At 35.8% G+C, this 24,955-nt stretch carries 20 protein-coding genes; all 20 read left to right on the forward strand.

Translation table 11 applies throughout. From position 1 onward, the window contains the following. Positions 1–24 precede the first annotated feature (24 nt). The 20 genes from OZP07_RS12655 to OZP07_RS12750 all read left to right on the forward strand — a co-directional run bounded on the left by OZP07_RS12655 (position 25) and on the right by OZP07_RS12750 (position 24,432). Entirely contained in the window at positions 25–432 is a 408-nt protein-coding gene (locus OZP07_RS12655; RefSeq protein ID WP_281635354.1) for a GNAT family N-acetyltransferase, read from the forward strand. Positions 433–566: 134 nt separating this feature from the next. Next, the gene (trpD, locus tag OZP07_RS12660) at positions 567–1,559 is read left to right on the forward strand and encodes an anthranilate phosphoribosyltransferase (protein ID WP_281635355.1); all 993 of its coding nucleotides are present in this window, start codon (positions 567–569) and stop codon (positions 1,557–1,559) included. Between the two features lie 10 nt (positions 1,560–1,569). Continuing rightward, on the forward strand, positions 1,570–2,934 hold the full coding sequence (locus OZP07_RS12665; protein ID WP_281635356.1) for a Fic family protein: 1,365 nt from the start codon (positions 1,570–1,572) through the stop codon (positions 2,932–2,934). A gap of 18 nt (positions 2,935–2,952) precedes the next feature. Continuing rightward, the gene (gene trpC, locus OZP07_RS12670) at positions 2,953–3,732 is read left to right on the forward strand and encodes an indole-3-glycerol phosphate synthase TrpC (protein WP_281635357.1); all 780 of its coding nucleotides are present in this window, start codon (positions 2,953–2,955) and stop codon (positions 3,730–3,732) included. Between the two features lie 80 nt (positions 3,733–3,812). Continuing rightward, positions 3,813–4,445, forward strand: coding sequence for a phosphoribosylanthranilate isomerase (locus tag OZP07_RS12675; protein WP_281635358.1), 633 nt, complete (start codon positions 3,813–3,815; stop codon positions 4,443–4,445). Between the two features lie 71 nt (positions 4,446–4,516). Further along, positions 4,517–5,698, forward strand: a complete 1,182-nt coding sequence (gene trpB, locus OZP07_RS12680; RefSeq protein WP_281635359.1) for a tryptophan synthase subunit beta — start codon at positions 4,517–4,519, stop codon at positions 5,696–5,698. Positions 5,699–5,837: 139 nt separating this feature from the next. Beyond that, on the forward strand, positions 5,838–6,158 hold the full coding sequence (locus tag OZP07_RS12685) for a gamma-glutamylcyclotransferase family protein (RefSeq protein ID WP_194641957.1): 321 nt from the start codon (positions 5,838–5,840) through the stop codon (positions 6,156–6,158). Between the two features lie 150 nt (positions 6,159–6,308). Further along, positions 6,309–6,683, forward strand: a complete 375-nt coding sequence (locus OZP07_RS12690) for a four helix bundle protein (protein ID WP_281635360.1) — start codon at positions 6,309–6,311, stop codon at positions 6,681–6,683. 91 nt (positions 6,684–6,774) lie between these two features. Next, complete coding sequence (gene trpA, locus OZP07_RS12695) at positions 6,775–7,536, forward strand: tryptophan synthase subunit alpha (protein WP_281635361.1); 762 nt, start codon at positions 6,775–6,777, stop codon at positions 7,534–7,536. Between the two features lie 616 nt (positions 7,537–8,152). Beyond that, positions 8,153–12,745: a molybdopterin cofactor-binding domain-containing protein gene (locus OZP07_RS12700; protein WP_281635362.1), complete on the forward strand. Its 4,593-nt coding sequence runs from the start codon at positions 8,153–8,155 to the stop codon at positions 12,743–12,745. A 51-nt stretch (positions 12,746–12,796) separates the two neighbouring features. Continuing rightward, positions 12,797–14,227: a hypothetical protein gene (locus OZP07_RS12705; protein ID WP_281635363.1), complete on the forward strand. Its 1,431-nt coding sequence runs from the start codon at positions 12,797–12,799 to the stop codon at positions 14,225–14,227. Positions 14,228–14,335: 108 nt separating this feature from the next. Continuing rightward, the gene (locus tag OZP07_RS12710; protein WP_281635364.1) at positions 14,336–15,385 is read left to right on the forward strand and encodes a deoxyribonuclease II family protein; all 1,050 of its coding nucleotides are present in this window, start codon (positions 14,336–14,338) and stop codon (positions 15,383–15,385) included. A gap of 42 nt (positions 15,386–15,427) precedes the next feature. Next, the gene (locus OZP07_RS12715) at positions 15,428–16,954 is read left to right on the forward strand and encodes an alkaline phosphatase family protein (protein WP_281635365.1); all 1,527 of its coding nucleotides are present in this window, start codon (positions 15,428–15,430) and stop codon (positions 16,952–16,954) included. Between the two features lie 29 nt (positions 16,955–16,983). Beyond that, positions 16,984–18,000 carry an XdhC family protein gene (locus OZP07_RS12720; RefSeq protein WP_281635366.1) on the forward strand — a complete coding sequence of 339 codons (1,017 nt, stop codon included), beginning with the start codon at positions 16,984–16,986 and terminating at the stop codon, positions 17,998–18,000. A 363-nt stretch (positions 18,001–18,363) separates the two neighbouring features. Beyond that, a complete protein-coding gene (locus tag OZP07_RS12725; protein WP_281635367.1) occupies positions 18,364–18,714 on the forward strand; it encodes a hypothetical protein in 351 nt (116 codons plus the stop codon). 1,311 nt (positions 18,715–20,025) lie between these two features. Beyond that, a complete protein-coding gene (locus OZP07_RS12730; RefSeq protein ID WP_281635368.1) occupies positions 20,026–20,640 on the forward strand; it encodes a hypothetical protein in 615 nt (204 codons plus the stop codon). Positions 20,641–20,838: 198 nt separating this feature from the next. Further along, on the forward strand, positions 20,839–21,648 hold the full coding sequence (locus OZP07_RS12735) for a hypothetical protein (protein WP_281635369.1): 810 nt from the start codon (positions 20,839–20,841) through the stop codon (positions 21,646–21,648). 6 nt (positions 21,649–21,654) lie between these two features. Next, entirely contained in the window at positions 21,655–22,020 is a 366-nt protein-coding gene (locus OZP07_RS12740) for a hypothetical protein (RefSeq protein WP_281635370.1), read from the forward strand. 172 nt (positions 22,021–22,192) lie between these two features. After that, positions 22,193–23,548, forward strand: a complete 1,356-nt coding sequence (locus tag OZP07_RS12745; protein ID WP_281635371.1) for an AAA family ATPase — start codon at positions 22,193–22,195, stop codon at positions 23,546–23,548. A 2-nt stretch (positions 23,549–23,550) separates the two neighbouring features. Beyond that, positions 23,551–24,432, forward strand: a complete 882-nt coding sequence (locus OZP07_RS12750) for a DUF4435 domain-containing protein (protein ID WP_281635372.1) — start codon at positions 23,551–23,553, stop codon at positions 24,430–24,432. Positions 24,433–24,955: the final 523 nt, after the last annotated feature.

Here is a 24,955-nt window from a genome sequence, read left to right on the forward strand (position 1 = left end):
TAGAACCTTAGCAAATTTAAAAAAATGAACATAACCATTTCCGAAACAAGGGACATAAATCTCGATGACATATTGGTCTTGTACAAAGCAAATGGCTGGAGCTCTGCAGAGAAACCAACACAGCTTTACAATGGTTTATTGAATTCCGAAACGCTGATTACAGCTTGGGAAGACAAAAAACTAATCGGACTTGGAAATGCTATTTCTGACGGGCATTTAACGGTTTATTATCCGCATTTATTGGTACTCCCGGAATATCAGGGAAAAGGAATTGGTAAAATGATTGTTGACAAAATGCAGGAGAAATATAGTCACTTCCATATGCAAATGCTTACCGCCGACGGAAAAGCAGTGGCTTTTTATAAAAAAAATGGTTTTGAACGTGCCGGAAACACCCAACCCATGTGGATTTATCAAGGAAATGAACACTGAAAAAGATAGTCGTAAAGTCTTAATGTTGAAAGTCATAAAGTCAATACGTCAAAAAAATATTTAAAACGAAACTAAAAATACATATAAGTCAGAGACTTTAAAACCTTTGACTTGGGACTTTAAGACTAATACCAATGAAAAACATTTTAAACAGATTAATCAATCACGAAATACTATCCAAGGAAGAGGCCAAAAATGTATTGGTAAATATCTCCAGCGGAAGCTATAATGCAAGCCAGATTTCGGCTTTTTTGACGGTATATATGATGCGAAGCATCAGCATCGAAGAGCTGGCGGGATTTAGAGAGGCCCTTTTGGAATTATGCATTCGAATGGATTTATCCAACTATAACACCATCGATTTGTGCGGTACTGGAGGCGACGGAAAAGATACATTCAACATTTCGACCCTAGCATCTTTTATAGCTGCAGGAGCAGGAATTAAAGTCGCAAAACACGGAAATTACGGAGTTTCTTCGATTTCTGGTTCTAGTAACGTGATGGAAAAGCTGGGCATTAAATTCAGTAATGACAATAATTTTATTGAAAAATGTATTGATCAGGCGGGAATTGCAATTTTGCACGCTCCTTTATTTCACCCGGCAATGAAAAACGTAGGACCAATTCGAAAAGAATTAGGAGTAAAAACCTTTTTCAATATGCTGGGACCAATGGTAAATCCATCATTCCCACAGAATCAATTAGTTGGGGTTTTCAATCTTGAACTGGCAAGAATGTATGGTTATTTATATCAAAATACACCTGTCAATTTTACAATTTTACATTCCCTCGATGGTTATGATGAAGTATCTTTGACATGCCCAGCCAAAATTATTACAAGTACCAAAGAAGGTATGCTGAATCCTTCAGATTTTGGTGTTAACCTTTTGCAACAAAGCGAAATTGAAGGAGGAAAAACCATCGATGAATCAGCAGAAATATTTATGAATATCATTTCTGGAAAAGGAAATGATGCTCAAAACAATGTGGTTTGTGCCAATGCAGGAATTGCAATTGCTACCGTTAACGGATGCACACCTAAAGAAGGTTTTGAATTAGCTAAAGAAAGTTTACTTTCCGGAAAAGGATTAGTAGCTTTGAATAAATTAATTTCTTTATCCAACTAAAAAACAAATTATGAGTTATAAAGACATAAAAGCTGCAATAGATGTTATAAAATCAAAAGTGGCCGTATTTGGAGAACTCACAATTGAGCAAAAAAAGAAAATCAATTACAAATTCAGACTAGAATGGAATTTTAATTCCAATAGTATGGAAGGCAATACACTTACCATTGAAGAAACGCGCAGTGTAATGGTCGGAAATCTTACGGTTAATGACAAACCGTTAAAAGATGTTTTGGAAATGCAGGGGCACGACAAAGTGATCAGTGAAATATTACGCATTGGAAAAGGCGAATTAAGACTTTCTGAAAAAAGAATTTGTGAAATTCACAGTGCCATAATGCACGAAGATGATGAAAATCAAAAAGACAAAATCGGAAAGTGGAAAACAGAAGCTAATATGATTTATAATCATAAAGGCGAAAGATATGATTTTGTTGCTCCCAAAGAAGTAGCTAATAAAATCCATACTCTTTTAAACAAAACCAATGCTTCTATTGATGCCATAAATGCCAATAAAAAAAATGCACCACATCCAATTGATGTGGCCTTGGAATTTCATTTGGAATATTTAGACATTCATCCGTTTTATGACGGAAATGGCAGAACAGCGAGAATATTAACTAATTTAATACTTATCTCCTTAGGGTACAATCCGTTTTGGATAAACGAAAAAGACCGTAAAATATATTACATCTATATCAGCGATATTCAGGGATATGGAGGAGACAAAGAATTATTTTTTGAATATTGCGCAAGATTAATCGAACGTTCGGAGCAAATAGTCTTAAATGCAATTCAGGATATTGATATTGAAGATGATGATGATTTGCATAAAGAAATTAGTTTATTAAAACGCCAATTAGAAAATGAAGGTTTTACAAAATCGCCAAAAAATGTTTATGAAGTATTTCAATTTATAACCGATGAAGTTTGGGAATCTTTAAACTCAATTATTAATCAATTTGATGATTTGTTTAGCGAAAGTTATACTAACTATTCTGTTAATGACATAGAAATACCTCCAACGAAATTAATCTTTTCCGGATTAACAGAACTTTCAAAAGTATTAGGAAATATTATTGAACCCAAAGAATTAAAAATACATAATCGTAATGTTTATGAAGTAGAAATAAACAAAGTAGAATGGCAACATTCTAAATATGGCTTGAAAAAAGCAAAAAACAACACTCCTTACGAAATAGTTTTTTCTGTTGTATTCGAACCTACAAATTACATCTTAAAACTCTCTATTAACAATAATTTAGTTTGGGAATATGATTTTGCTTATAATAAATTTCCAAGTGAATTAACTATAGAAAAAATGAAGAAAGAATTAGGAAAAAAATTAATAGAAAATATTAAAAGTAACATTTAGAAATACGAAAAAATAAAAATGAACATACTTGATAGAATTATAATCGACAAAAAAAGAGAAGTTGTACTCAAGAAATCTATTATTCCAGTTTCACAATTGGAAGCATCAGTTTTCTTTGGTAAAAAAAGAATTTCGCTAAGTCAAAACTTAAGAAACAGCAACTCTGGAATCATTGCCGAACACAAACGCCGTTCACCTTCAAAATCAATTATAAATCAAAACTTCACTGTCGAAGAAGTAGTAAAAGGATATGAAAGTGCTGGTGCCTGCGGAATTTCAGTTTTAACTGATGGAAAGTATTTTGGCGGTTCTTTGGACGATCTACTTTTGGCGAGAGCTTCTGTAAATATTCCGCTGTTGCGAAAAGAATTCATTGTTGACGAATACCAAATCCTTGAAGCCAAAGCACACGGAGCCGATTTGATTTTATTAATTGCAGCAGTTTTAACGCGTGACGAAATCAAATCATTATCCGAGTTTGCCAAAGGTTTAGGATTGGAAGTTTTATTGGAAGTTCACAATCAGGAAGAATTAGAAAAATCAATCATGCCAACTTTAGACATGATTGGAGTAAACAACAGAAACCTAAAAACTTTCGAAGTTAGCCTTGATTTCAGCAAACAATTGGCCCATCAGATTCCAAATGATTTCGTAAAAGTTTCCGAAAGTGGTATTTCATCCATTGAAGCCATCAATGAATTGAAACCTTATGGTTACAAAGGTTTCCTGATTGGAGAGAATTTTATGAAAACTGACAATGCAGGAGAAGCGGCAACGAAATTTATTGGACAGCTATAAGCAATAGGCTGTAGCCATAAGCTTAAAAAAATCATTAATTAGCATAAAGCCTAAAGCTCATTGCTTAAAGCATTAAACAAATGAAACTCAAAATCTGCGGAATGAAATATCCCGAAAATATACTCGAAGTAGGTTCGCTCTTACCCGATTATATGGGCTTTATATTCTGGGAAAAATCAGCACGTTATTTTGATGGAATTCTACCTGAATTGCCAAAATCAATTAAAAAAACAGGTGTTTTTGTCAATGAAACGATTCCAATAATCTTAGAAAAGACTGAAAAATACAATTTACAAACAATACAATTACACGGTCACGAATCGGCTGCATTTTGTTTAGAATTAAAAACTAAATCAGATACTTCAATTGAAATCATAAAAGTCTTTTCGGCTGATGAGAATTTTGATTTTAGCGTTTTAGAACCGTTCGAAGCTGTTTGTGATTATTTCCTTTTCGATACCAAAGGAAAATTGCCTGGAGGAAACGGAACCACATTCGATTGGCGAATATTAGAAAAATATCCATCTACAAAACCGTTCTTCCTTAGTGGTGGAATCGGAATTGAGGAATTGTATGCCGTAACCGAAATTTTGAAAACCAATTTACCCATTTATGCAATTGATATAAATAGTAAATTTGAAATTGAACCAGGATTAAAAAATATAGAATTATGTAGAGACGCTGCATTGCAACGTCTAAAGGTCATATCATAACGAATCAAAATAATCAACAATACGTTCAGACGTTGCAATGCAACGTCTCTACAGATAAAACAAAATAAAAAATGTCATACAACGTTAACGAAAAAGGATATTACGGAGAATTTGGAGGTGCCTACATTCCTGAAATGTTATATCCAAATGTAGAAGAATTACGCCAGAAATATTTAGAAATTACAGCCGAACCTGATTTTAAAGCAGAGTTTAATCAATTGCTGAAAGATTACGTAGGCCGTCCTAGCCCATTGTACTTTGCCAAAAGACTTTCCGAAAAATACAACACCAAAATCTATCTCAAAAGAGAAGACCTGAATCATACAGGTGCACACAAAGTAAACAACACCATCGGACAGATATTAGTTGCAAAACGTTTGGGCAAAAAACGCATCATTGCCGAAACAGGTGCAGGTCAGCATGGGGTTGCAACTGCAACAGTCTGCGCCTTGATGGGCATGGACTGCATTGTGTACATGGGCGAAATCGACATTGCACGTCAGGCACCAAACGTTGCCCGTATGAAAATGCTGGGTGCCGAAGTCCGTCCCGCACTTTCTGGATCAAGAACCCTGAAAGATGCGACAAATGAAGCAATCCGCGACTGGATTAATAACCCCGTTGATACCCATTATATCATCGGATCTGCTATCGGCCCGCATCCTTATCCTGACATGGTAACTCGTTTCCAAAGCATCATTTCCCAAGAAATCAAATGGCAGTTAAAAGAAAAAGAAGGACGCGAAAACCCTGATTATGTAGTTGCATGTATAGGCGGCGGAAGCAACGCTGCCGGAACTTATTATCACTTTTTGCACGAGCCGGAAGTAGGAATCATTGCTGTCGAAGCTGCCGGAAAAGGCGTAAACAGCGGTCACAGTGCAGCAACCAGTAAACTAGGAAAAGTAGGCATTATTCACGGCTGCAAAACCCTGCTTATGCAGACTCCCGATGGTCAAATTACTGAACCGTACTCGATTTCTGCGGGACTTGATTACCCTGGAGTTGGACCTATGCATGCCCATTTGGCACAATCCGGCCGTGGGGAATTCTTTTCGGTAACCGATGACGAAGCTATGAATGCAGGTTTACAGCTCACCAAATTAGAAGGGATTATTCCTGCAATTGAAAGTGCGCATGCTTTTGCTATTTTTGATCAGAAAAAATTCAAACCAACTGATGTTGTTGTAATAAGTCTTTCAGGACGCGGCGACAAAGATTTGGACAACTATATTGACTATTTCAAATTGTAATAGTTTGGGCGTTCCCCAAGGGTCGGGCTATACGTTCCCGCTTCCCGATGAAAAATCGGGAGAGCTCCACTGCCATCCTTAACGCGCATTCGAGATAAATATAAAATTTAAGTTTATTAACATTTTCAAAATAGATTCTATGCAAAAATTATTCGCTTACGGTACTTTACAAGATGTTGATGTACAACAAGACCTTTTTGGCCGCATTCTTGAGGGAACGCCAGAAACATTGGTGGGTTATGAACTAAATGAAATTCAAATCGAAGAGGAATTTGGAATAGTACACTACCCTATTATTAAAGAAACCAACGACTCAAATGATACCATCAGCGGTACCTTATACGAAGTAACACAGAGTGAACTCCGTCAGACAGATCTGTATGAAGGCCTGCATTACAAACGTGTAGAAGTGCATTTGCAATCGAATCAAAATGCTTGGGCATATAGTGCTGCTGTTTAAATATACGATTTTCGATATTGGATAGACGAGGTTGGATATACGATATTGTATGTTCAGAATTAATGTTTTAAATTTTAAAGCATAAATATAATATCGTATTTCGAACATCGTAAATCTTAAATTGTAAAATATTGTAAATCGTATATTAAAATGAAAGAACTAATGTTAAAGAGAACAAAGAAATTTGCAATTGATTGCTGGATTCTCTGTTCTAAGTTACCAAAATCAAGAGAATATAATGCTTACGTAAATCAGCTTATTAGATGTTCTAGTTCTGTTGGTGCTAATTATAGAGCTTCACAAAGAGCTAAATCAACAGCAGACTTCATCAATAAATTAAAAATCGTTGAAGAAGAAGCCGATGAAAGTCTTTTTTTTCTTGAAATTCTTTTTGACATTACAGCTATAGAAAAAACACAAACAGAATTACAGCCAGAAATAGAATTACTAAAAAAAGAAGCTAACGAAATTGTTGCAATAATAGTTTCATCATTAAAAACAGCTCGAATAAATAATACAAAATAAAAGCAGATATTCGATATACGATTTACGATATATAAAATCGTAAATCAAACATCTAACATCGTATATCCAAAATCGTAAATCGTATATAAAAATGAACAGAATTAGTCAAAAATTACAAGAAGATAAAAAGATACTTTCCATCTATTTTTCAGCTGGATACCCAAACTTAAACGATTCAGTACAGATTATTCAAGATTTGGAAAAAAGCGGTATCGACATGATCGAAATCGGGCTGCCGTTTAGCGATCCTTTAGCCGACGGCCCAACCATTCAGGCGAGTTCTACAACTGCTTTACAAAACGGAATGACAACACAAATTCTGTTTAAACAATTAAAAGACATCCGCAAAAGCGTAAACATTCCACTGGTAATTATGGGGTATTTCAACCCGATGCTACAGTACGGAGTAGAGAATTTCTGTGCAAAATGTGCCGAAATAGGAATTGACGGCTTAATCATTCCGGACCTGCCGGTTGATGTATATGCTGATGAATATAAAGCTACTTTTGACAAATACGGTCTGCTGAATATATTCTTAATCACACCGCAGACTTCAGAAGAGCGTATCCGTTTTATTGACAGTGTATCTGATGGATTTATTTATATGGTAAGTTCAGCAAGTGTTACGGGTTCACAGTCTGGTTTTGGAAACACACAGGAAGCATACTTCAAACGCATTGGCGATATGAATTTGAAAAATCCTCAGATTGTTGGTTTTGGAATCAGCAATGCTGAAACTTTTAATCAGGCCACACAATATGCTAAAGGCGCGATTATCGGAAGTGCTTTTATCACGCATTTGAAAGAAAACGGAAGCAGAAAAATTGAAGAGTTTGTAAAAACGATTCGATAAAGCACATTACACTATTAAAAACGGCGTTTAAATTTTATTTAGACGCCGTTTTTTTGTTTCAATTTTTTTTGAATGATGGCAAAAAAGCAAAACGCTCCCTTTAGAACCCCGAAACGAAAATCCTTTTGTACTGTCTCGTCCTAAAAGACGAGAGGCACACAAGATTGCAATGAAAAGCGGGACGATGCTTACTGATAATGCCCCAATCATTCTGCTTCAAAAAATTAATAATTTAGTTCTGATTACAAACGAAAACTGCCTATATCCCTAAATTAAATTTTTCACCGCACAAATCTTTATTTGTGCAAATCACCTGTGTCAATTTCATAGATAAATAACTGACTGCAATAACAATACAAACTCCAACTATTGTTCTCAATAAAAGTAAAATCTAAAATTCGGAATTTATCTTAAAAAAGCACTGATTCCACACTTATAACCTTAATTCCCCTCTTTATGACTCAATACTTAGGGTTAATACTTTTTTTTTCTAAATCCATAAATCTATTTATCAACTTTGATTAGCAAAATAATATCAAATAAATTCATACAAGAATGCTGTTTCATTAGTTTCTAAAAAGATCTTAAAAACAAGCAAAAACCTCAAATACTAACTATGAAAAATTCAGTTAACTTCTTTCTAAACGGCAAACCGGTTACCATAGAAAACCCTTCGCCAGATTTACTTTTAATAGATTATCTGAGATCTCCTGAAGTGAGTCTTTCCGGTCCTAAAAAGCCATGCGGTCAGGGAGGCTGCGGCGGCTGTACTGTAATAGTGTCTGAGTGGGATGATAAAGAAAAAGCACCAAAGCATCTGGCTATAAACTCCTGCCTAAGACCTGTATGTGCGATAGGCGGGCTTTCTGTTACTACAATTGAAGGTACTGGAGCGGCGCGTAAACCTGATCCAAAATTTTTATTGCAAAAATCCAGCTCAACACGTGCAAATGTTCCTATTGATGAAGACGATTCTCCAGTATTGGATACTGCAATGAAAGAAGCAGGTCAAAAACTAATTGCTGTCCAGGAAAAAATCTCTCAGAGTCTTCACAATGGTGTCAATTCTGCAGAGATAAAAATTATAGACGAAGTTTCGGAATATCCTTCGGAACAATCACATTTAGGTATGAATCCGGTAGCATACCAATTAGCTTTAAACAACGGAAGCCAATGCGGGTACTGCAGCGTAGGATTTGTAATGAATATGTCTGAATTCATACATAATAAACCCGACGCAACTAAAAAAGAAATTGAAGATGCGTTTGACGGTAATTTATGCCGCTGTACTGGTTACCGCTCCATTCTTACCGGCATGAAAACCTTTGCTTCGGATTGGAGTGCCACTGACGAAAAAAACAGAATGCCCTGTAAACTGGATCCGGTTACTAAAGCCCAGCTTCCTGCTAATGTTGAGATTCCTTTTCCTAATGCAGCACAGCAGCCGGCAGCAGGAGTTTCTACAGACCGCTGGCTGACTCCAAAATCGCTGTCAGAACTTGCAGATATCTTCAAAAACAAGAAAAATGTAAGACTCGTACATGCTAACACCTCGTATGGAATTTATAAAAACGAGTATTTGGACACTACTTTATATGCTGATATCCGATTTATACCAGAACTGAATACCAGCCATGAATTAACAGACAACTATCTCAAAATAGCTGCCAGCACAACTTACAGTGAACTAATCGAAATTCTATCTAAAGGCATTGATAAGCTAAAACAGATTAATAGAAAAACAGCTATATCTGATATATCTATTTTAGAATCATTAGACTATATGACCCGCCGTACTGCTGGGCGTATTGTCCGTAATGCGGCAACAATCGGCGGTAACACAATGCTGGTGCTTAAGCACATTCCAATTCACACCGGAGAACCATTTCCGTCAGATCTCTTTACTGCTCTGTTTGCTGTAGAAACAAAAATCAGCTATTTGTTGTTGGATAAAAATGGCAGTTTCAAAGAACATACAAAAACTGCCGAAGCACTTGTTGAAGCAGTCATAAAAGATCCAAAATTAGCCGATGAAATTGTACTTGTTTCCTATACAATTCCTCTGAAAGACACAAATGATGTCGTGCTTGCCCAAAAAGTAGCACTCCGAGAAGTGAATGCTCATAGTATCGTGAATTCAGCTATTAATTTCAGTATTAATGACGACTTCTTGGTAAAATCAGCTGTTCTCGCATTTGGCGGAATTGCACCTTATCCTTGGAGAGCCGCTGAAACTGAAAAGGCAATGAAGGATAAAAAACTGAGCTTAGCAGATGCTGAAAAACTTTCAAAAATACTAGCGAAAGAAGTTACTGCAGAACTTGATGCTCAGAAAAAAAGAATGGAAGAAGTTCCAAATGAAGATTTTACTTTGGAATACCGCACACAATTAACAGTTTCCTTTTTCTACAAAGCCATCGTAAACGCCTTGGTTGTAAAAGGAGCTCCCGTACCTGAAAACCTGATTTCGGCTGCAGAAGTAAAATGGGGCAGCTGGCCGGTAAGTGAGGGAATCCAGACTTACAAAACACAAGACTATAAAGCTCCTGTTGCACAGCCATATATCAAAGTTACAGCAATGTACCAGACATCGGGACAGACCAATTACACTCATGAATTGGCAGTACCGCCGCTGACTTTAAACGGCGCATTTGTACAAAGCCAGAGTGCGCTGATGAATTACTCTTTTGTCAATCCAGACAAAAAAAATACAATTACAATACCCGAATTACGGGCAGTATTAAAAAATAAATTCCCAGCCTTTACTGATATTATTACAGCCGAAAATATAAAAAACGGTGGTAGAAATTATCAGGGAATGGGTAGTGACCAGCCTCTTTTTGCAGAACAGCTGGTTAGTTATGTCGGGCAGTCCATTGCTATGATTCTTGCTCCAAGCGAACAGGAAGCGATTAAGATTGCAGCTTTCGTATCTACAGAATGTGTTCAGTATTCAAAACCTGAAAGCCCTTGGACGGATCAATGGAGTGAGCCAATTATAGACTTATTTGACGCTATTAAAAAAGGAAGCATTTTCCCTGATGCACCGGTTTCAGCATCTTTCGCTTCCCATATTTGGAAGATAACCCGTCCCGGAAGCCAATTTGACTGGGCCACAAATGATGATTCCATCGCACCTAAAGTTCTTTTGCGTGATCAAAAAATAAATACTCAGGAAGTCACTGTTGACAGCGTGCCTTGTACTGTAGTGAGCTCTTCTCAGCTTTGTGGCGGGCAGGCGCATTTTTATATGGAACCGCAGGCCTGTATTGTAACGCCTATGGATGAACACCGTATGAAAGTACAGCCATCTGTGCAGAGTCCAGGAGGAATGCATGACACTGTTGCTTCAGCACTGGGAATGTATCACCATCAAATCGAAGTTGAAGTACCGCCAGTAGGTGGAGGATTTGGAGGAAAAACGGAACAGACCCGCTTTATTGCCGGACCAACAGCAGTTGCAGCAAAGGCAACTAAAAGACCTGTCCGCCTTGCAGTTCCCCGCGATGAAGATACTGCAATGATAGGAAAACGTCATGCCTATTATGGTGAATATCAGATTGCTGTCGATGCTGGTCTGCATAACGAAAATAATAAAGGAATTATTCAAGGATTCCAATTAAAAATGTGGGGAGACGGCGGTGCTTTCTATGACTGTTCTTTTATCGTATCCAACTGTATTCAGCTGCGGACTGATAATGCCTACAAAATCAAAAACTTCGAAAGCCAGATCGATGTGTGCCGAACCAATACTGCTCCAAGTACAGCAATGCGTGCCTTTGGCGATGTACAGGGCAAAAATATTGTCGAAAATGCCATTGATGACGCTGCTGTCTCATTGGGTATGAGACCGGAAGATCTGCGTGAAAAGAATCTTTATGACCGTGGTGATGTTACTCCATTCGGGCAGGCACTTACATATTGCTACATGAAACAGGTATGGGCATATGCCAAAAAGGTTTCCAATTTTGAAACTAAATATCAGGAAGTTCAAAAATTTAACAAGGAAAACAAATGGCATAAAAGAGGGATTTCAATGATACCTGTGAAATATGGCTCCGGCTACAATCTGCTTGCATTGGAGCAATCTGCTGCTATTGTCGTTATAAACCCAAGCGACGGAACTGTTGTCATCCATCAGGGAGGGGTCGAAATCGGACAAGGCTTAGTGACTCAGGCACAGCAGGTCGCTGCTTATGTTCTGGGAATACCGATGGAAATGATATTTATTGACAATGTTAATACGAGCGTTACTCCAAACCCAACAAGTACAGGAGGTTCTACCGGAACACCTTATTCCTGCGAAGCTGTAAAACAGACCTGCGAAGAAATGCGTGCCAGACTTATGGAATTTGGCTATCAAATGCTAAAAGAAAACGGTGAAGACTGGTGCAAAAGCAAAAACATTGACTTTTGGAACTATGGGGCGGGAGAAAATAAAGGCTGGGCCAAAAAAATCAAAATCAGTGAAGGAAATGAATTAATGATTTGGCAGCATCTTATCAACTTAGCAGCTTCACAAAGGGTAAACCTTATTGCTTCTTTTAATACTAAGATAAAAGGCGGTGAAGTTCAAATACCGGCCATGACATTCAAAACCGAAGCCGATCAGCCAAATATTCCGGGCGTAGACCGTGTTAAAGATGCCAAGCTTGGAGGCGGTGTTGATTCATTTGTAGGCTTCACTTACTCGGCAGCATGTTCCGTTACCGAAGTTGATATTCTTACTGGAGAAGTTAAAATTATCAGTTCTGACATTATCTATGACATGGGATGGAGCATGAATCCTGCCATCGATATAGGACAGGTAGAAGGAGCTTTTGTTCAGGGTATCGGATATCTTCTGACTGAAAAATTAGTATCAGAAACAGAAGGGGCAAATAAAGGAAGATTAAATTCAACCAACACATGGCGTTACAAGATTCCTGCTGTTACTACCATTCCATTAGAAATGAACACTTTCCTTTTTCCAAGAGATGAAGAGTCAGTGCAAAGCATTCCTGAAGATCCTAACCAGATATTCTCAGCAAAAGAAGTTGGTGAACCTCCTCTAGTGCTTGCCAACAGCGTTTTCTTTGCCATAAAAGATGCTATCCGCGCCTCAAGAAAAGACCGTAAACTATCCCCTCTTTTCCGATTAGATGCTCCTGCAACCGTCCAGGAAGTACGCAGAGCTTGTGAAATCACTGAAAAAGATCTTGGAGAATAACATAACATTATATAGAAACAAACATTAACATATTAACCAAATTACCTACCAATGAAACAATTAAAACCTCTTATTATCGCAAGTTCTATTTTTCTTACTTCGTGCCATAAAAAAGAAGAAACTCCGGTTATTGAAAAAAACACTGCTGCACTGACCGCACTAGAAAAACAGAACTATGAAGAAAATGGATTTCCTGATTTTGGCTATATGGTAAGCCCTCAGGAATACAGAGACAAGTATGCTGACCAGCCCATATTTCGTCTAAAAACAGACTTTCCAACAGAAATGCCTGAGGAAATGCCTAAATTTCTTGATATCGATTTCAAAAAAGAACCTTTAAAATATATTGAAGCGGTTCGTGATTATGGTTTTGAAGGAAATACAGAAGACTGGAATCCTTACGAAAATAAAATCCGCGACTGGTATCATATTCCTTGGCTGCATCCAAGTGTTGAAGGCGAAGGAGCTTATCCGCCAAACGGAGGTACTGAAGGTTTTCATGGTCTTATTAAGGAAGCACCTCTGGGACCTCTACAATTAGGACCAGGACTTAAAGGAATTGACGGCGATTATTCTGTATATGCCATTACTTTAATTAATGATAAGGCAGCATATGCAATGGGTAAAATGTGGAAAGACCCTCAGCATCCTAATCTTAAAGTATTGGATAAACGTTATGATAACGGCGGATTTCCAACAGGAACTGTTTTCGTAAAATTATTATTTACCGATGCTCCAAAAGGAACAGATTTCGTTGATTATCTTGTAAATCCATTGACATGGAAAGCGTATATCACTGAAAATTTCTGGAAATCAAGCAAAAGAGTCGTTTCTGATGTACACCTTTTACAAATGGATATTTCTGTTCGTGATCCAAGAGCAGACAGAAGCCCGAGCAATCCTGAAGGAACCGGCTGGGTATTTGGAACTTTCTGCTACAACGGAAAACTGAATAAGAAAAATAAACTGATGAATCTTGTACCAGTTGGACTGACTTGGGGTAATGATCCTCAAAACAAAATCAACAAAACATCACCATATCCGCCAATTAAAACAGAAGTTAACAAAGACCTTAAAGAAACGGTTATTTTCGAAGGTCCAAACCTTCCGCCACAGCACCTTGGATGGAACGGAAGATTAGACGGTCCAGCCGATTTAAATACAGTTTCCTGTATGTCATGCCATAATGCGGCGCAATACCCTGCGGTTACTTCACTTGTTCCGCCAAATGCAGCACCAGATGGCGGACAGGCTCCTCCAGTAGGCGGCGGCGGTCATGAGTGGATGAAATGGTTCCAAAATATTGACTGCGGTACTTCTATGAATCAAACAGTATATTCTACGGATTTCTCTTTTCAGGTAGCCATTGCTTTGGAAAATTTCTTCACTGCTAAAGAAGCTGCAGAAAAAGGAAGTTTTGCTTCCCAGTACAAAGCTGTTCAGGTTCCTATACGACGCGGTGATATAGCTCCTAACAAATAATTCACAACAGGCATTATTAATTCATAGTCAGATACCGGTTCAAGTCATCAAAGATTTGAATCGGTCTTACTATACACAGTACTATTAAAAACTTTAAAAAAATACTAAATGGCTAATACAATTTCTGCATTAGATGAAAGTGGCTGCCCTGTTGACTGGTGGTTCGCTTATAAAGTTCCAAAATTGGGTAAAACCGCAGACGAACCTACTGCTACAGGTTATGAATACATTTATTATGATCCTAATATAAAAAAAGTTGTTCAGTCTCCTAACCTGCTTACAGACGGAAAAGGAGCACTGGATCTTACACTAAAAGCGGTCTTCGATAACCCATCGCCAACTACCGGATGGATTCTTTACAATGACGAAATGCCTGCCGATGCCAATAGAACAGACAGCAGTACATTTGGTCATACCAAAGGTGTTCTTGCTTTTGATACTGATACAAAAACGGCTTTATGGCTGCTTCATTCCTGGCCAAAATACGCAGATGCCAAAGCGACATCAATGCCGACACCTGAATACGGTCAGACTTTTCTCTGTATTTCTTTAGATATTGAAACAGCTGGCAAAATTGCTGCTCAAATGGCAGACCATCAGGTGCCTCAGGTATATTTACCACAAATTCCTGAATCATTAGATAAAAATGATCCGCTGTATATCCTCAGTCAGCCCCTGAACCCGAATCCCGCAGGAGATTCAGATGTGTTGGCTTATCAATCCCGTGGAGGATTTGATTTCAAAGTTATCGCTAAGAATCAAAAATGGAACAAAGATTTCTGGAATGATTTAGTAGGGCCTGCACTTGGAACAGACATTGATGTCGAAACCTGGATCAGAGGCAAAATCCCTCCGACATTAGACAGTGACGGCATTCACAAAACTTTCGATGTAAAATATATTGACCTAAGTCCGCTTGGAGTGCCATGGAACTGGCCGGAAACACACGACCATGCCAAATGGGCTGTTAGTGTGGACTCTGACTGGGTTTGTGTGGGCGATATCAACCGCATGGTTTCTCAGGAAAAACGCGGAGGCGGTACTATTGCATTTCAGGATAATACACTATGGGCTGCTTTATCAAAAACAGATCTTATAGTAGCACCTCCAGGGCATTCAAGAGTGGATGCGCAGGACTTAATCAAAGCGACACAGTGAACCAGCACTATTACCAAAACTAACTTAAATCAATTCAGTAAGATGAGCCAATACCTGCAGCCAAACAAAGAGAAACTACAAAATACAATTAAGCATATTGTGGTGCTTATGCTGGAAAACCGGTCTTTCGACAACTTATTGGGCTGGCTGTACAGTGACAAAAAACCGCCTCATAACCAGCAGTTTGAAGGACTGACAAAAGATTTATGGAATCCACTTAATAATATAGATTCAGATGGTATTCCTTTCATTGAAAAAGTAATGGTCGAGAAAAACGGCCAGCCAAAAAAACGCAGAGGCGAACTTGTTCCAAATCCTGTAGATTTCACTCTTCCAAATCCTGATCCGGGAGAAGGTTTTAAAGATACCAATCATCAATTGTTTTTAAAATATGATGTAGCCCAGCAGTATGCACCGCCGGCTATTAATATGGGTTTTGTCCAAAATTATCAAAATGCCATGCTGTATGGGGCTTTCAGTTTTGGTGATGATCCGACTAATCCCCGCGATATAATGAAATGTTATACGCCCGAACAGACTCCAGTATTGAGCCAGCTGGCAAAAAGCTTTGCAGTCTGCGATCATTATCATTGCTCTGTTCCAAGCCAGACAATTCCTAATCGTAGTTTTGTACATGCTGCAACATCAACAGGACATGTCAATAACAATCCGACTGCTCAATGTGATGCCAAAACGATTTTTAATCAGATTCAGGACGCTATTGATGGAGGCAGACAAGATCTTAGCTGGGGAATTTTTGGCAACAATGATTTTGCTAACTCTAAAGATGCAGACGGTGAATTTGGAGACAATCATTTTTCGCTTACAAGGCTTATCATGACGCAATTGCATGATTCAAAATTCAATAACAATTTTGGAACACTGGCAGATTTTGAAGCAAAATGTAAAGAAGGTAATCTGCCGAGTTATTCTTTCCTGGAACCAAACTACGGCGGAGAAGGACAAAACGATCAGCATCCGCCAACTGATATTCGGGCAGGTGAAAAATTGATTGCCGATTTATACAATATGATAAAATCGTCGCCTGTTTTTGACAGCACACTATTTATTATTACGTATGATGAGCATGGCGGTACTTATGATCACGTCCCTCCTCCTACCGGAGCCAAAAATCCTTATGAAGATGGACGAGCTGGTCAGGATGGATTTCTTTTCAACCGCTTTGGTGTACGTGTGCCCTGTGTAGTTGTTAATCCTTACATCAAAAAAGGACTGATTGCAAGACCGGATGGGTATACACCTTTTGATCATTCGTCTATTATCAAAACTGTCCAAAATTGTTTTAACCTTGAAGGCTCACTTACCGAAAGAGACAAAGCAGCACCGGATTTTTCGTGTCTGCTGGAATTAGAAAATGCCCGCAAGGATGATATACCTGCAGTAAAACCATTAAAGTGGGATTTAAAAGCCGGGCAATTACATGTAAACGATCTGCACCATTTGATAGCAGGTATTCTGGAAGATATGACCGGTAATCCAAAGCCTTCATCTAGTGAGATTTTGGAATATATTCAGTTAAACTATAAAGCTCTTTTCGGGAATAATTAATAATTCCCGAAAAGTTTAAATCACAGCTCATGACGCACGAGTTTTTGAAAATAATAGAGTCTTACAAAAAAGCCAGCCAAAAGAATATACGAACAGTTCTGGCTACGATTGTTCATACAGAAGGTTCCTCTTATCGAAAAGAAGGCACCCAGATGCTGATTGATGAATATAAAAACATAACAGGAGCATTAAGCGGAGGCTGTGTCGAACAGGAAGTTATTCGGCAGTCCATCAGCGTGTTCTCTTCAAATTGCCCGAAAGTTTTTAAATACGACGGACGTTTTCGATTGGGCTGTGAAGGAAGCATTTATATTTTAATAGAAATGTTCCAGCCTGACAATGAACTATTAAGTCTAATTGAACAGGCTATCGAGCAAAGACAGTCTTTTTCGTTATCCTGCTCTTTTCTGGCTGAAGAAATAAGCCAGCCCAATTTTGGAACTTCTTTTGAGTTTAAAGACATAACGATTTATCATTCCAATTACGAGAAAGATTCCAATAATCTGGTTTTCAAACAGCAAATTCAGCCCCTAAACCGATTGTGTATTTTTGGAATAGAACACGATGCCGAAAAATTAAGCCAAATGGCATCGTTCTTAGGCTGGGAAGTCATCGTGATAGGTTCTGAATACAGTGCTGTAAATGGCAGTGATTTTCCATATGCAAAATCGGTCTTTACGATAAAACCGGAAGATCTCGATCCAAATCTATTCTGTGAAAACACCGCAGTTGTGGTGATGAGCCATAATTTCTCGAAAGATTTACGCTTTTTACTTAACATAATTTCTTCAAAAGTTCGGTACATTGGTCTTCTTGGTCCCGCACACCGCAGAGAAAAATTACTGAACGCCATTCTTGATACGGATATACTAATTGATGATACGGTATTTGACAAAATTCACGGACCTGCCGGCTTGGCTATTGGAAGCCAAACTCCGGAAGAAATAGCGCTATCTATAATGGCGGAAATTACAAGCATCTGGCGACCCCAAAAACAGACAAAATTTGCTTGTTTTTCAATTGAAAAAAGCCTTGCAGGAAAATGAAAAAATAATTCCAAATTTTAATATTTAAAATTTTTATGTTTTATAGAAATCAAGTGAAAAAGGTTTTATGCTTTAGAATAAAAAATAAATTGACAACCACAAAAAGCTAACAAATCATCAAAACCTCTTTTTATAATTTGTAAGTTTTTTTTTACTACATTTGAAAACAATACGACAAAACAAAATATGCGCATAACATACCATTTTAATATAAAACTAGTTTTTATTATGCGTCTATAAATTAGTTACAGGATATCGCTTTGAAAATCAAAATTCAACAGAAAATATTTAACTTCTAAAAGTTAGATTTTTAATTATTAAGGAATATAATTGGAACTGAAAATTGAAAATGAAATAATTTTTATGAAAGAATTTAATCCAGATGAATTTCCTAGAAACTTAAATGAAGAGGAAATTGAAATATTATCCCAACTAGTTATTAAAAATCCAATATCAGATTTATGGAAACAAATTGCTAGTAAACTAACTTCTGAACAGAAAATAAGAATCAATAAAAAAATTGATGCCAAAAAATATTCCGAATCAGAAAAATTACCATCATTTAATAAAAAAGCAATGGAAGATGAAGAATGGAAAAAGTTAGTAAAACAAAAAGAAGATGAAAAATTTTATGGAAATATGGGAGAACCTCAAAATGCATTTGAGTTCAAAAGTAGATATGGAGAATGGCCAAAAGGATTTGACGAAAACTGAAAATTAAGCTAAACTGAATCTAAAAGTTTTGTGTATAAGTAGAAGTGCAGAAATATGTGGAAGCGGAAAACATTGCGTGTATTGCGACATCCTGTAACAGCCGTTACACGAGATTTGGGCATTTGGCTGAATTTAATGATGGTTTTGTACTTGGGAAATTTGTGCATATCCGAAAAAACTCGCATCTTTAATCCCAAACCTCGTGTAGCGCCAGGACGTTGGTGGCAAGTTGTGCCGAAATTACGCAGATAATTCCGATTTGAAAACAAACATTTGTTTCCGCCGAAAGTTTACAAAGCAGAAGCGTGAAAATTGGATTCACCAACAAAAACATGAAAAGTTGAAACTTGGAATGTTGAAACTTGAAAAGCAAAAGTTTTAAAATTGGGTTTTGCCAACAGAAACCTGAAAAGCAGAAGCGTGAAAAATGGAATTTGCCAACAGAAACTTAAAAAGCAAACTCAAGCGACTACGAACAAGCGAAACAAACCTAAAATTGGAACTCTCCTACTCTAACGTAAAAAATGAAAAACTGTGAAAGCTGGAATCGCTCAATTGAAACGTAAAAAATTTGCGGTTTAATGGTAATTTCGACAGAACAACCAGCCACCAACACACGCTACAAGCGATTTGGGCAATGGGCTTGATTTGAAAATGGTTTTATATTTGGAAGTTTTGGCTAATCAGAAAAATAACGCTAATTTAGTCCCAAACCGCGTGTAGCGCGGGAACGTTGGTGGCAAGTTGTGCCGAAATTACGCAGATAATTCCGATTTGAAAACAAACATTTGTTTCCGCCGAAAGTTTACAAAGCAGAAGCGTGAAAATTGGATTCACCAACAAAAACATGAAAAGTTGAAACTTGGAATGTTGAAACTTGAAAAGCAAAAGTTTTAAAATTGGGTTTTGCCAACAGAAACCTGAAAAGCAGAAGCGTGAAAAATGGAATTTGCCAACAGAAACTTAAAAAGCAAACTCAAGCGACTACGAACAAGCGAAACAAACCTAAAATTGGAACTCTCCTACTCTAACGTAAAAAATGAAAAACTGTGAAAGCTGGAATCGCTCAATTGAAACGTAAAAAATTTGCGGTTTAATGGTAATTTCGACAGAACAACCAGCCACCAACACACGCTACAAGCGATTTGGGCAATGGGCTTGATTTGAAAATGGTTTTATATTTGGAAGTTTTGGCTAATCAGAAAAATAACGCTAATTTAGTCCCAAACCGCGTGTAGCGCGGGAACGTTGGTGGCAAGACTACCGCAGAATCGGAAACCTAACCAAATAATAAAACCTAACCAAAATTAAATGAAAATAATATCTATCATAATCTGCGTATTACTTTTGGCAATTGCAGTTTTTGCACTTTATAGATTCATAACAGTAAAACGTCAAAACAGTAAACTAAATAAAGAACGCTTTGAAAGGATTAAAGTGCTTTATGAAAAACTTGAAAGTGGAGAAGAAATATCAAAACAAACTGTTAAACCCTACGCTGAAAACTTACTTACGAGAGAAACTACATTTAAACTTTTAGAAGAGCATAATAAAGTAAATCTATTTCCTGAAGAATATTTAACACTCATAAAAGGAGCTGAAAGTAGTTTGGCAAATTGGTTAGAATTTCCAACCGAACTTGATGCTTGTCCTGATGAAATTGAACATATTAAAAGAGTTACTTTTGATTTTGATGGAGAAAATAATTTAGTCCATTATGAAGTATTTAAGTACAATGTAAATGAACCACATTGGGCTTCAAAAGACGGATGGTGTTTAGGAGTTGTTGGACCATATTTTGACGATAGTAAACCTTATGATTTTGCACACTCAACATTTAGTCGAGTTGACAGCAAATTTGAAAAAATAAGCGCAGAAGAAGAAGCAAAATGGGTTCACGAAAATATTTCAATGCGAAGGCGATAAAAAGTCCAGCCACCAACACTTGCTACAATAGATTTGGGCAATTGGCTTAATTTGAAAATGGTTTTGTATTTGGGAAGTTTAGGCAAATCCGAAAATAAGGCTTAATTTAATCCCAAACCTCTTGTAGCAAGGGAACGTTGTGCGACATACCAAAAGAACAACAGACATAAAAAAGTATTAACTAAATTATATATATATATGAGAAGCTTATTATTAATATTATTATTATTTTCGAGTTTAAATAAAGATTTTCCAGTAATTAGAAATGAAGTTAAAGATAACCATGTAAACTTCATTTATCAATCAGAAATTCATAAAAAAAATGGAATTTATGAAGTTACTAATACGCTGATTAATAAATCGAAAGAAGAACTTTCTATTAAATGGGATGCAGCAAAAATGATATATGGAAACAAAAACCCGCTTGGAACAGAAATTCTCAAAAAAACAAGAAGAATTTTTTCTCCATACAGACATCCAAATACTCCCATATTTTATGATGCTAGTTATAGTAGACAAGCACAAGCAGAGTGTTACATAGATGAAGCAACTGATCAAAAACTTATTTCTTTGACAGATAAGCTAAATACAAATATTTTATTCTTAAATGATGATGAAAAAAAATTAGAAATCAATCTTACTTCACAACTATATACAAAATTTAATAAATCAACATTAGAAATAGAAATGTCTGAAAATGTAGGATTTATTATGAATCGAATTGATGCTGAAAACCTAAATATTGGTAAAACTGATTGGAAACAAACAAAATTAGAAAATTTAGAAATTAAAAAAGATAAAAACTTATTTAATAAATTACATAAATATTTAAATAGTCCAAATGAAAATGATTTAGTCTATATAAAGAACACCAATAAATCAATATCAAATTTAAATTTTTCATTTAATGGAAATAATTTTAAAATCAAAAATATTCCATTTATAGCAATGATATCAAATTCAGAGGAATATATTGGCTTTACAACTAAATGCTATGTTGCAAATTAAAAAATTATGAAGAATCAATTTATTCTAGGTTTAATAAATACAATGGTCACATATATTGCGACTTCAAAGTTTTTAACTTCTTTCTTACCTTCTGATTATGAAAAGGAAATCCTTATTTCTGTTGTATTAGGTTCAATAGTTGGAACAATATTAACGGTGGTAAAAAAAGAAAACATAAAATTGTCATCAATCCTTTATTTAAGTCTTTTTGCTGTTTTATTAATTGGAATATATTCCTCAATACTAAACAGACCAAGTATAAATACAATTTGGGCAATAATCGAATCATTAATTGCATTTGGAATAGCTACAATTTTTACTCATATACTTTCATTTTTTGAAATCAAGATAGCTAAAAATCTTGATAAGTAATGAGGCTCGATCGCACAACAGCCGTTTCTCGAAATTGCGAATTTTGTGGTAAGTTCACGTTCACGTTTCGCAAGAATTTTCTACTTTATTAGAAAATACGCAGTTACGATGCTCGCAACTGACGAGAAGTGGCGAAACGTTATGCACAATTTAAAAAAAAACGAAACTAAATATGAAATTATTAAAATTTGAAGCAAATGGAGTTCATAAATATCTAAATTATGATTTCCTTTTAAATGAAAGATTAACTTTTTTAATCGGTATAAATGGCTCAGGAAAAACTTCCGTTTTAAAACTTATTCTTGGCTTAGTATCTCCTTCTTACAATTATTTAAATTCCATTGAACATACTTTTGCGAAAATTGATTGTGAATTAAATGGAAAGCTATTAACTATAAAATCATCTAAAATAGATGAAAGTAAACTTCAAATATCTTTGCAATTTGACAATGAAGAAGAAATAAATGATATAATTCATAGAACTGAGAAAACTGACGATATGGATAGTGAAGATTATCACAAGTTAAATAGTCTACATCTTCAAAATTTCGAAACTCTTGAAGTAATAAAAAAAATTAAAGACCTCTCTACTCCTTTTTTTCTTGGTTTAGATAGAAGAATTTATGAAGGCCAACAAATCGACAAAATAAGATCAAGTTATTACACTAGGAGTAGATATGGTAAATTTCCGTTAAATGATCATTTAAACAGAAGTTTAATTGAAATACAAGAAGTTATATATGATTATTTCAGATTAATTGCATCCGAACAACCTAGAATTAATGAAGAATTTAAGAATAATGTATTACTACAATCTTTTGAATTTATTGAATCGAGAGAGTTTAATATATTAAAAGATACTAGAGAACTTGCCGAAAAAAGAGAAAATGCATTTGAGACATTTAAGAATTTAAAAGTTGATGGTATTTCAGAAAGTTTAAATAAATTCTTTGACCAACTTAATGACACCTTAAGAGAATTCAATGAAGTTCAAAAAAGAAGAAAAGCAAATAATAATGATTTAAAGCCACAAGATATCGATGTAATTCAAAAGTGGTTTAATAACCAACCGCAATTAAAAAAAATCGATAATTTAATAAGTTTTAATAAAACATATCAAGATGAAATTCAAAAATTATACGAGCCAATTGAAAAAACGAGAACTATAATTAATGAGTTTTTAAATGAGAGTAGAAAAGAATTATTAATTAATACAAAAGGAGAATTAAAAATAAAATTAAAAAATAATGATACTGTAAATCTATACGAACTATCTTCAGGTGAAAAACAAATCATAACAATGCTTGGACATCTAATATATTTTGTTGAAAAATCAAAAGATGAACCAGGTATTTTTATTATTGATGAACCCGAAGTTTCTTTACATCTTGCGTGGCAAGAAATCTTTGTAAAATCAATAATGGATGCGAGTCCTAATACTCAATTTATAATTGCAACACATTCCCCTGCAATAATAAATGAACATTCAGAAGAAATTTGTAATGATTTAGCTAAAATGAATTTATAATTATGATTAAATACGGATTCAAAACATTAACATCATTATCGAAGTTTTTCTCTTATAGAAATGACATTGATATTTACACAGAAGATAAAGATGCTGATAAAGAATTTTACAAAACTTTATTTAATAACCTATTTGGGGATGAATTAATAATTAATGATGTTACACCATTAGGCTGTAAAGTTAATGTACTTAATGCTTTTGATAATCAAAACAAGACAGATGGAAGGAGAAAATACTTTATTGTAGATGGTGATTTAGAATTGATAAATGACAGTAATAGGAAAAACGAAAAAAATTTAATTGTTTTAGATTCTTATTGCATTGAAAATTATTTAATTAATGAACAAGGTATAATAGATTTTTTATATTTTTCTAATGGTGTAGAAAGTAAAGAACAACAGAAAAACAAACTAAACTTCAATAAATGGCTTGGCTATAATACAACTGTTCTTATAGAATTATTTATAAATTTCGCTATTTTACGAAAGTATGGTGGAGGTCCCAAACTTAAAAAAGCAAAAGATTTTTTAACATCTAGCAATAAACAAACCATATTAGACAAACAAAAAATTAAAGACTATTCGATAGAAATAAAAAACTCAATAATAGAACATTTAGAAAATTCACATTATTCAAATTCTGATGCGAATGAATTATACGAAATTGAATTTAAAGAATTGAATTTAAAATGGAAATATAATAGCGATACTTTTTTAAAAATAGTCTCTGCTAAAAACTATACTTTACCAATGTTGCAATTTAGAATTAACCATTGTATAAATAGTGGTAGTAAAGCATTATTTCCAAAAAGTTCTTTAAAATTATTTTTAGCATCTAATTCAGATTTAAGTAAACTAAATTTTTTAAAAGAACGAATAAAATAAACTGTGCATAATCGAGTAGACGGCTCCGCCCCAAACGGAACGGAGTGCGCCTCTCACACCACCGAGCGTACGGATCACGTACTCGGCGGTTCGCAAATCATCATCCAAAAGCTCTTTACACCTTTTGGGCTATCCATAATTTACTTTAAGATTAGGCTAAGTAAACTTTCCTAATCGAATTTCTTGGAGATTTGCGTTCAGTCCTTCCTTGTTTGTGAGTCCTGTGCGGTATCTATTCGCAACTCGTTGCCCCAAGTACTATGACCTCTGCTGACTTCTCTTTCTAATGTTCCCGACATTTAAGAGATCTCCCCTGGTAAGAGCCTTTTCCTTCATCCAATTCCTGCGCCATCTACAAATCAACGATTTTGGTAATCTTCGGACGTTGCGTTGGTGTGGACGCTTATCCTCGCTGACTTGCCTCCTATGACGTTTCTGTTCGTCAGTACCGGATTTTGCCGTTTCGCTTCCTTCACTGCATACCTCACGGTAAACCAGCTTGCGACGTACTAATGGTTCGGGG

The organism is Flavobacterium marginilacus (assembly GCF_026870155.1).
Taxonomy (GTDB): domain Bacteria; phylum Bacteroidota; class Bacteroidia; order Flavobacteriales; family Flavobacteriaceae; genus Flavobacterium; species Flavobacterium marginilacus.

Coding starts and splice junctions, on each gene's coding strand:
- OZP07_RS12745 (WP_281635371.1), top strand. CDS start 22,193: ATGAAATTATTAAAATTTGAAGCAAATGGAGTTCATAAATATCTAAAT.
- OZP07_RS12705 (WP_281635363.1), top strand. CDS start 12,797: ATGAAACAATTAAAACCTCTTATTATCGCAAGTTCTATTTTTCTTACT.
- trpD (WP_281635355.1), top strand. CDS start 567: ATGAAAAACATTTTAAACAGATTAATCAATCACGAAATACTATCCAAG.
- OZP07_RS12715 (WP_281635365.1), top strand. CDS start 15,428: ATGAGCCAATACCTGCAGCCAAACAAAGAGAAACTACAAAATACAATT.
- OZP07_RS12665 (WP_281635356.1), top strand. CDS start 1,570: ATGAGTTATAAAGACATAAAAGCTGCAATAGATGTTATAAAATCAAAA.
- OZP07_RS12710 (WP_281635364.1), top strand. CDS start 14,336: ATGGCTAATACAATTTCTGCATTAGATGAAAGTGGCTGCCCTGTTGAC.
- OZP07_RS12685 (WP_194641957.1), top strand. CDS start 5,838: ATGCAAAAATTATTCGCTTACGGTACTTTACAAGATGTTGATGTACAA.
- OZP07_RS12740 (WP_281635370.1), top strand. CDS start 21,655: ATGAAGAATCAATTTATTCTAGGTTTAATAAATACAATGGTCACATAT.
- trpC (WP_281635357.1), top strand. CDS start 2,953: ATGAACATACTTGATAGAATTATAATCGACAAAAAAAGAGAAGTTGTA.
- OZP07_RS12675 (WP_281635358.1), top strand. CDS start 3,813: ATGAAACTCAAAATCTGCGGAATGAAATATCCCGAAAATATACTCGAA.
- trpA (WP_281635361.1), top strand. CDS start 6,775: ATGAACAGAATTAGTCAAAAATTACAAGAAGATAAAAAGATACTTTCC.
- OZP07_RS12725 (WP_281635367.1), top strand. CDS start 18,364: ATGAAAGAATTTAATCCAGATGAATTTCCTAGAAACTTAAATGAAGAG.
- OZP07_RS12700 (WP_281635362.1), top strand. CDS start 8,153: ATGAAAAATTCAGTTAACTTCTTTCTAAACGGCAAACCGGTTACCATA.
- OZP07_RS12655 (WP_281635354.1), top strand. CDS start 25: ATGAACATAACCATTTCCGAAACAAGGGACATAAATCTCGATGACATA.
- OZP07_RS12690 (WP_281635360.1), top strand. CDS start 6,309: ATGAAAGAACTAATGTTAAAGAGAACAAAGAAATTTGCAATTGATTGC.
- OZP07_RS12720 (WP_281635366.1), top strand. CDS start 16,984: ATGACGCACGAGTTTTTGAAAATAATAGAGTCTTACAAAAAAGCCAGC.
- OZP07_RS12735 (WP_281635369.1), top strand. CDS start 20,839: ATGAGAAGCTTATTATTAATATTATTATTATTTTCGAGTTTAAATAAA.
- trpB (WP_281635359.1), top strand. CDS start 4,517: ATGTCATACAACGTTAACGAAAAAGGATATTACGGAGAATTTGGAGGT.
- OZP07_RS12730 (WP_281635368.1), top strand. CDS start 20,026: ATGAAAATAATATCTATCATAATCTGCGTATTACTTTTGGCAATTGCA.
- OZP07_RS12750 (WP_281635372.1), top strand. CDS start 23,551: ATGATTAAATACGGATTCAAAACATTAACATCATTATCGAAGTTTTTC.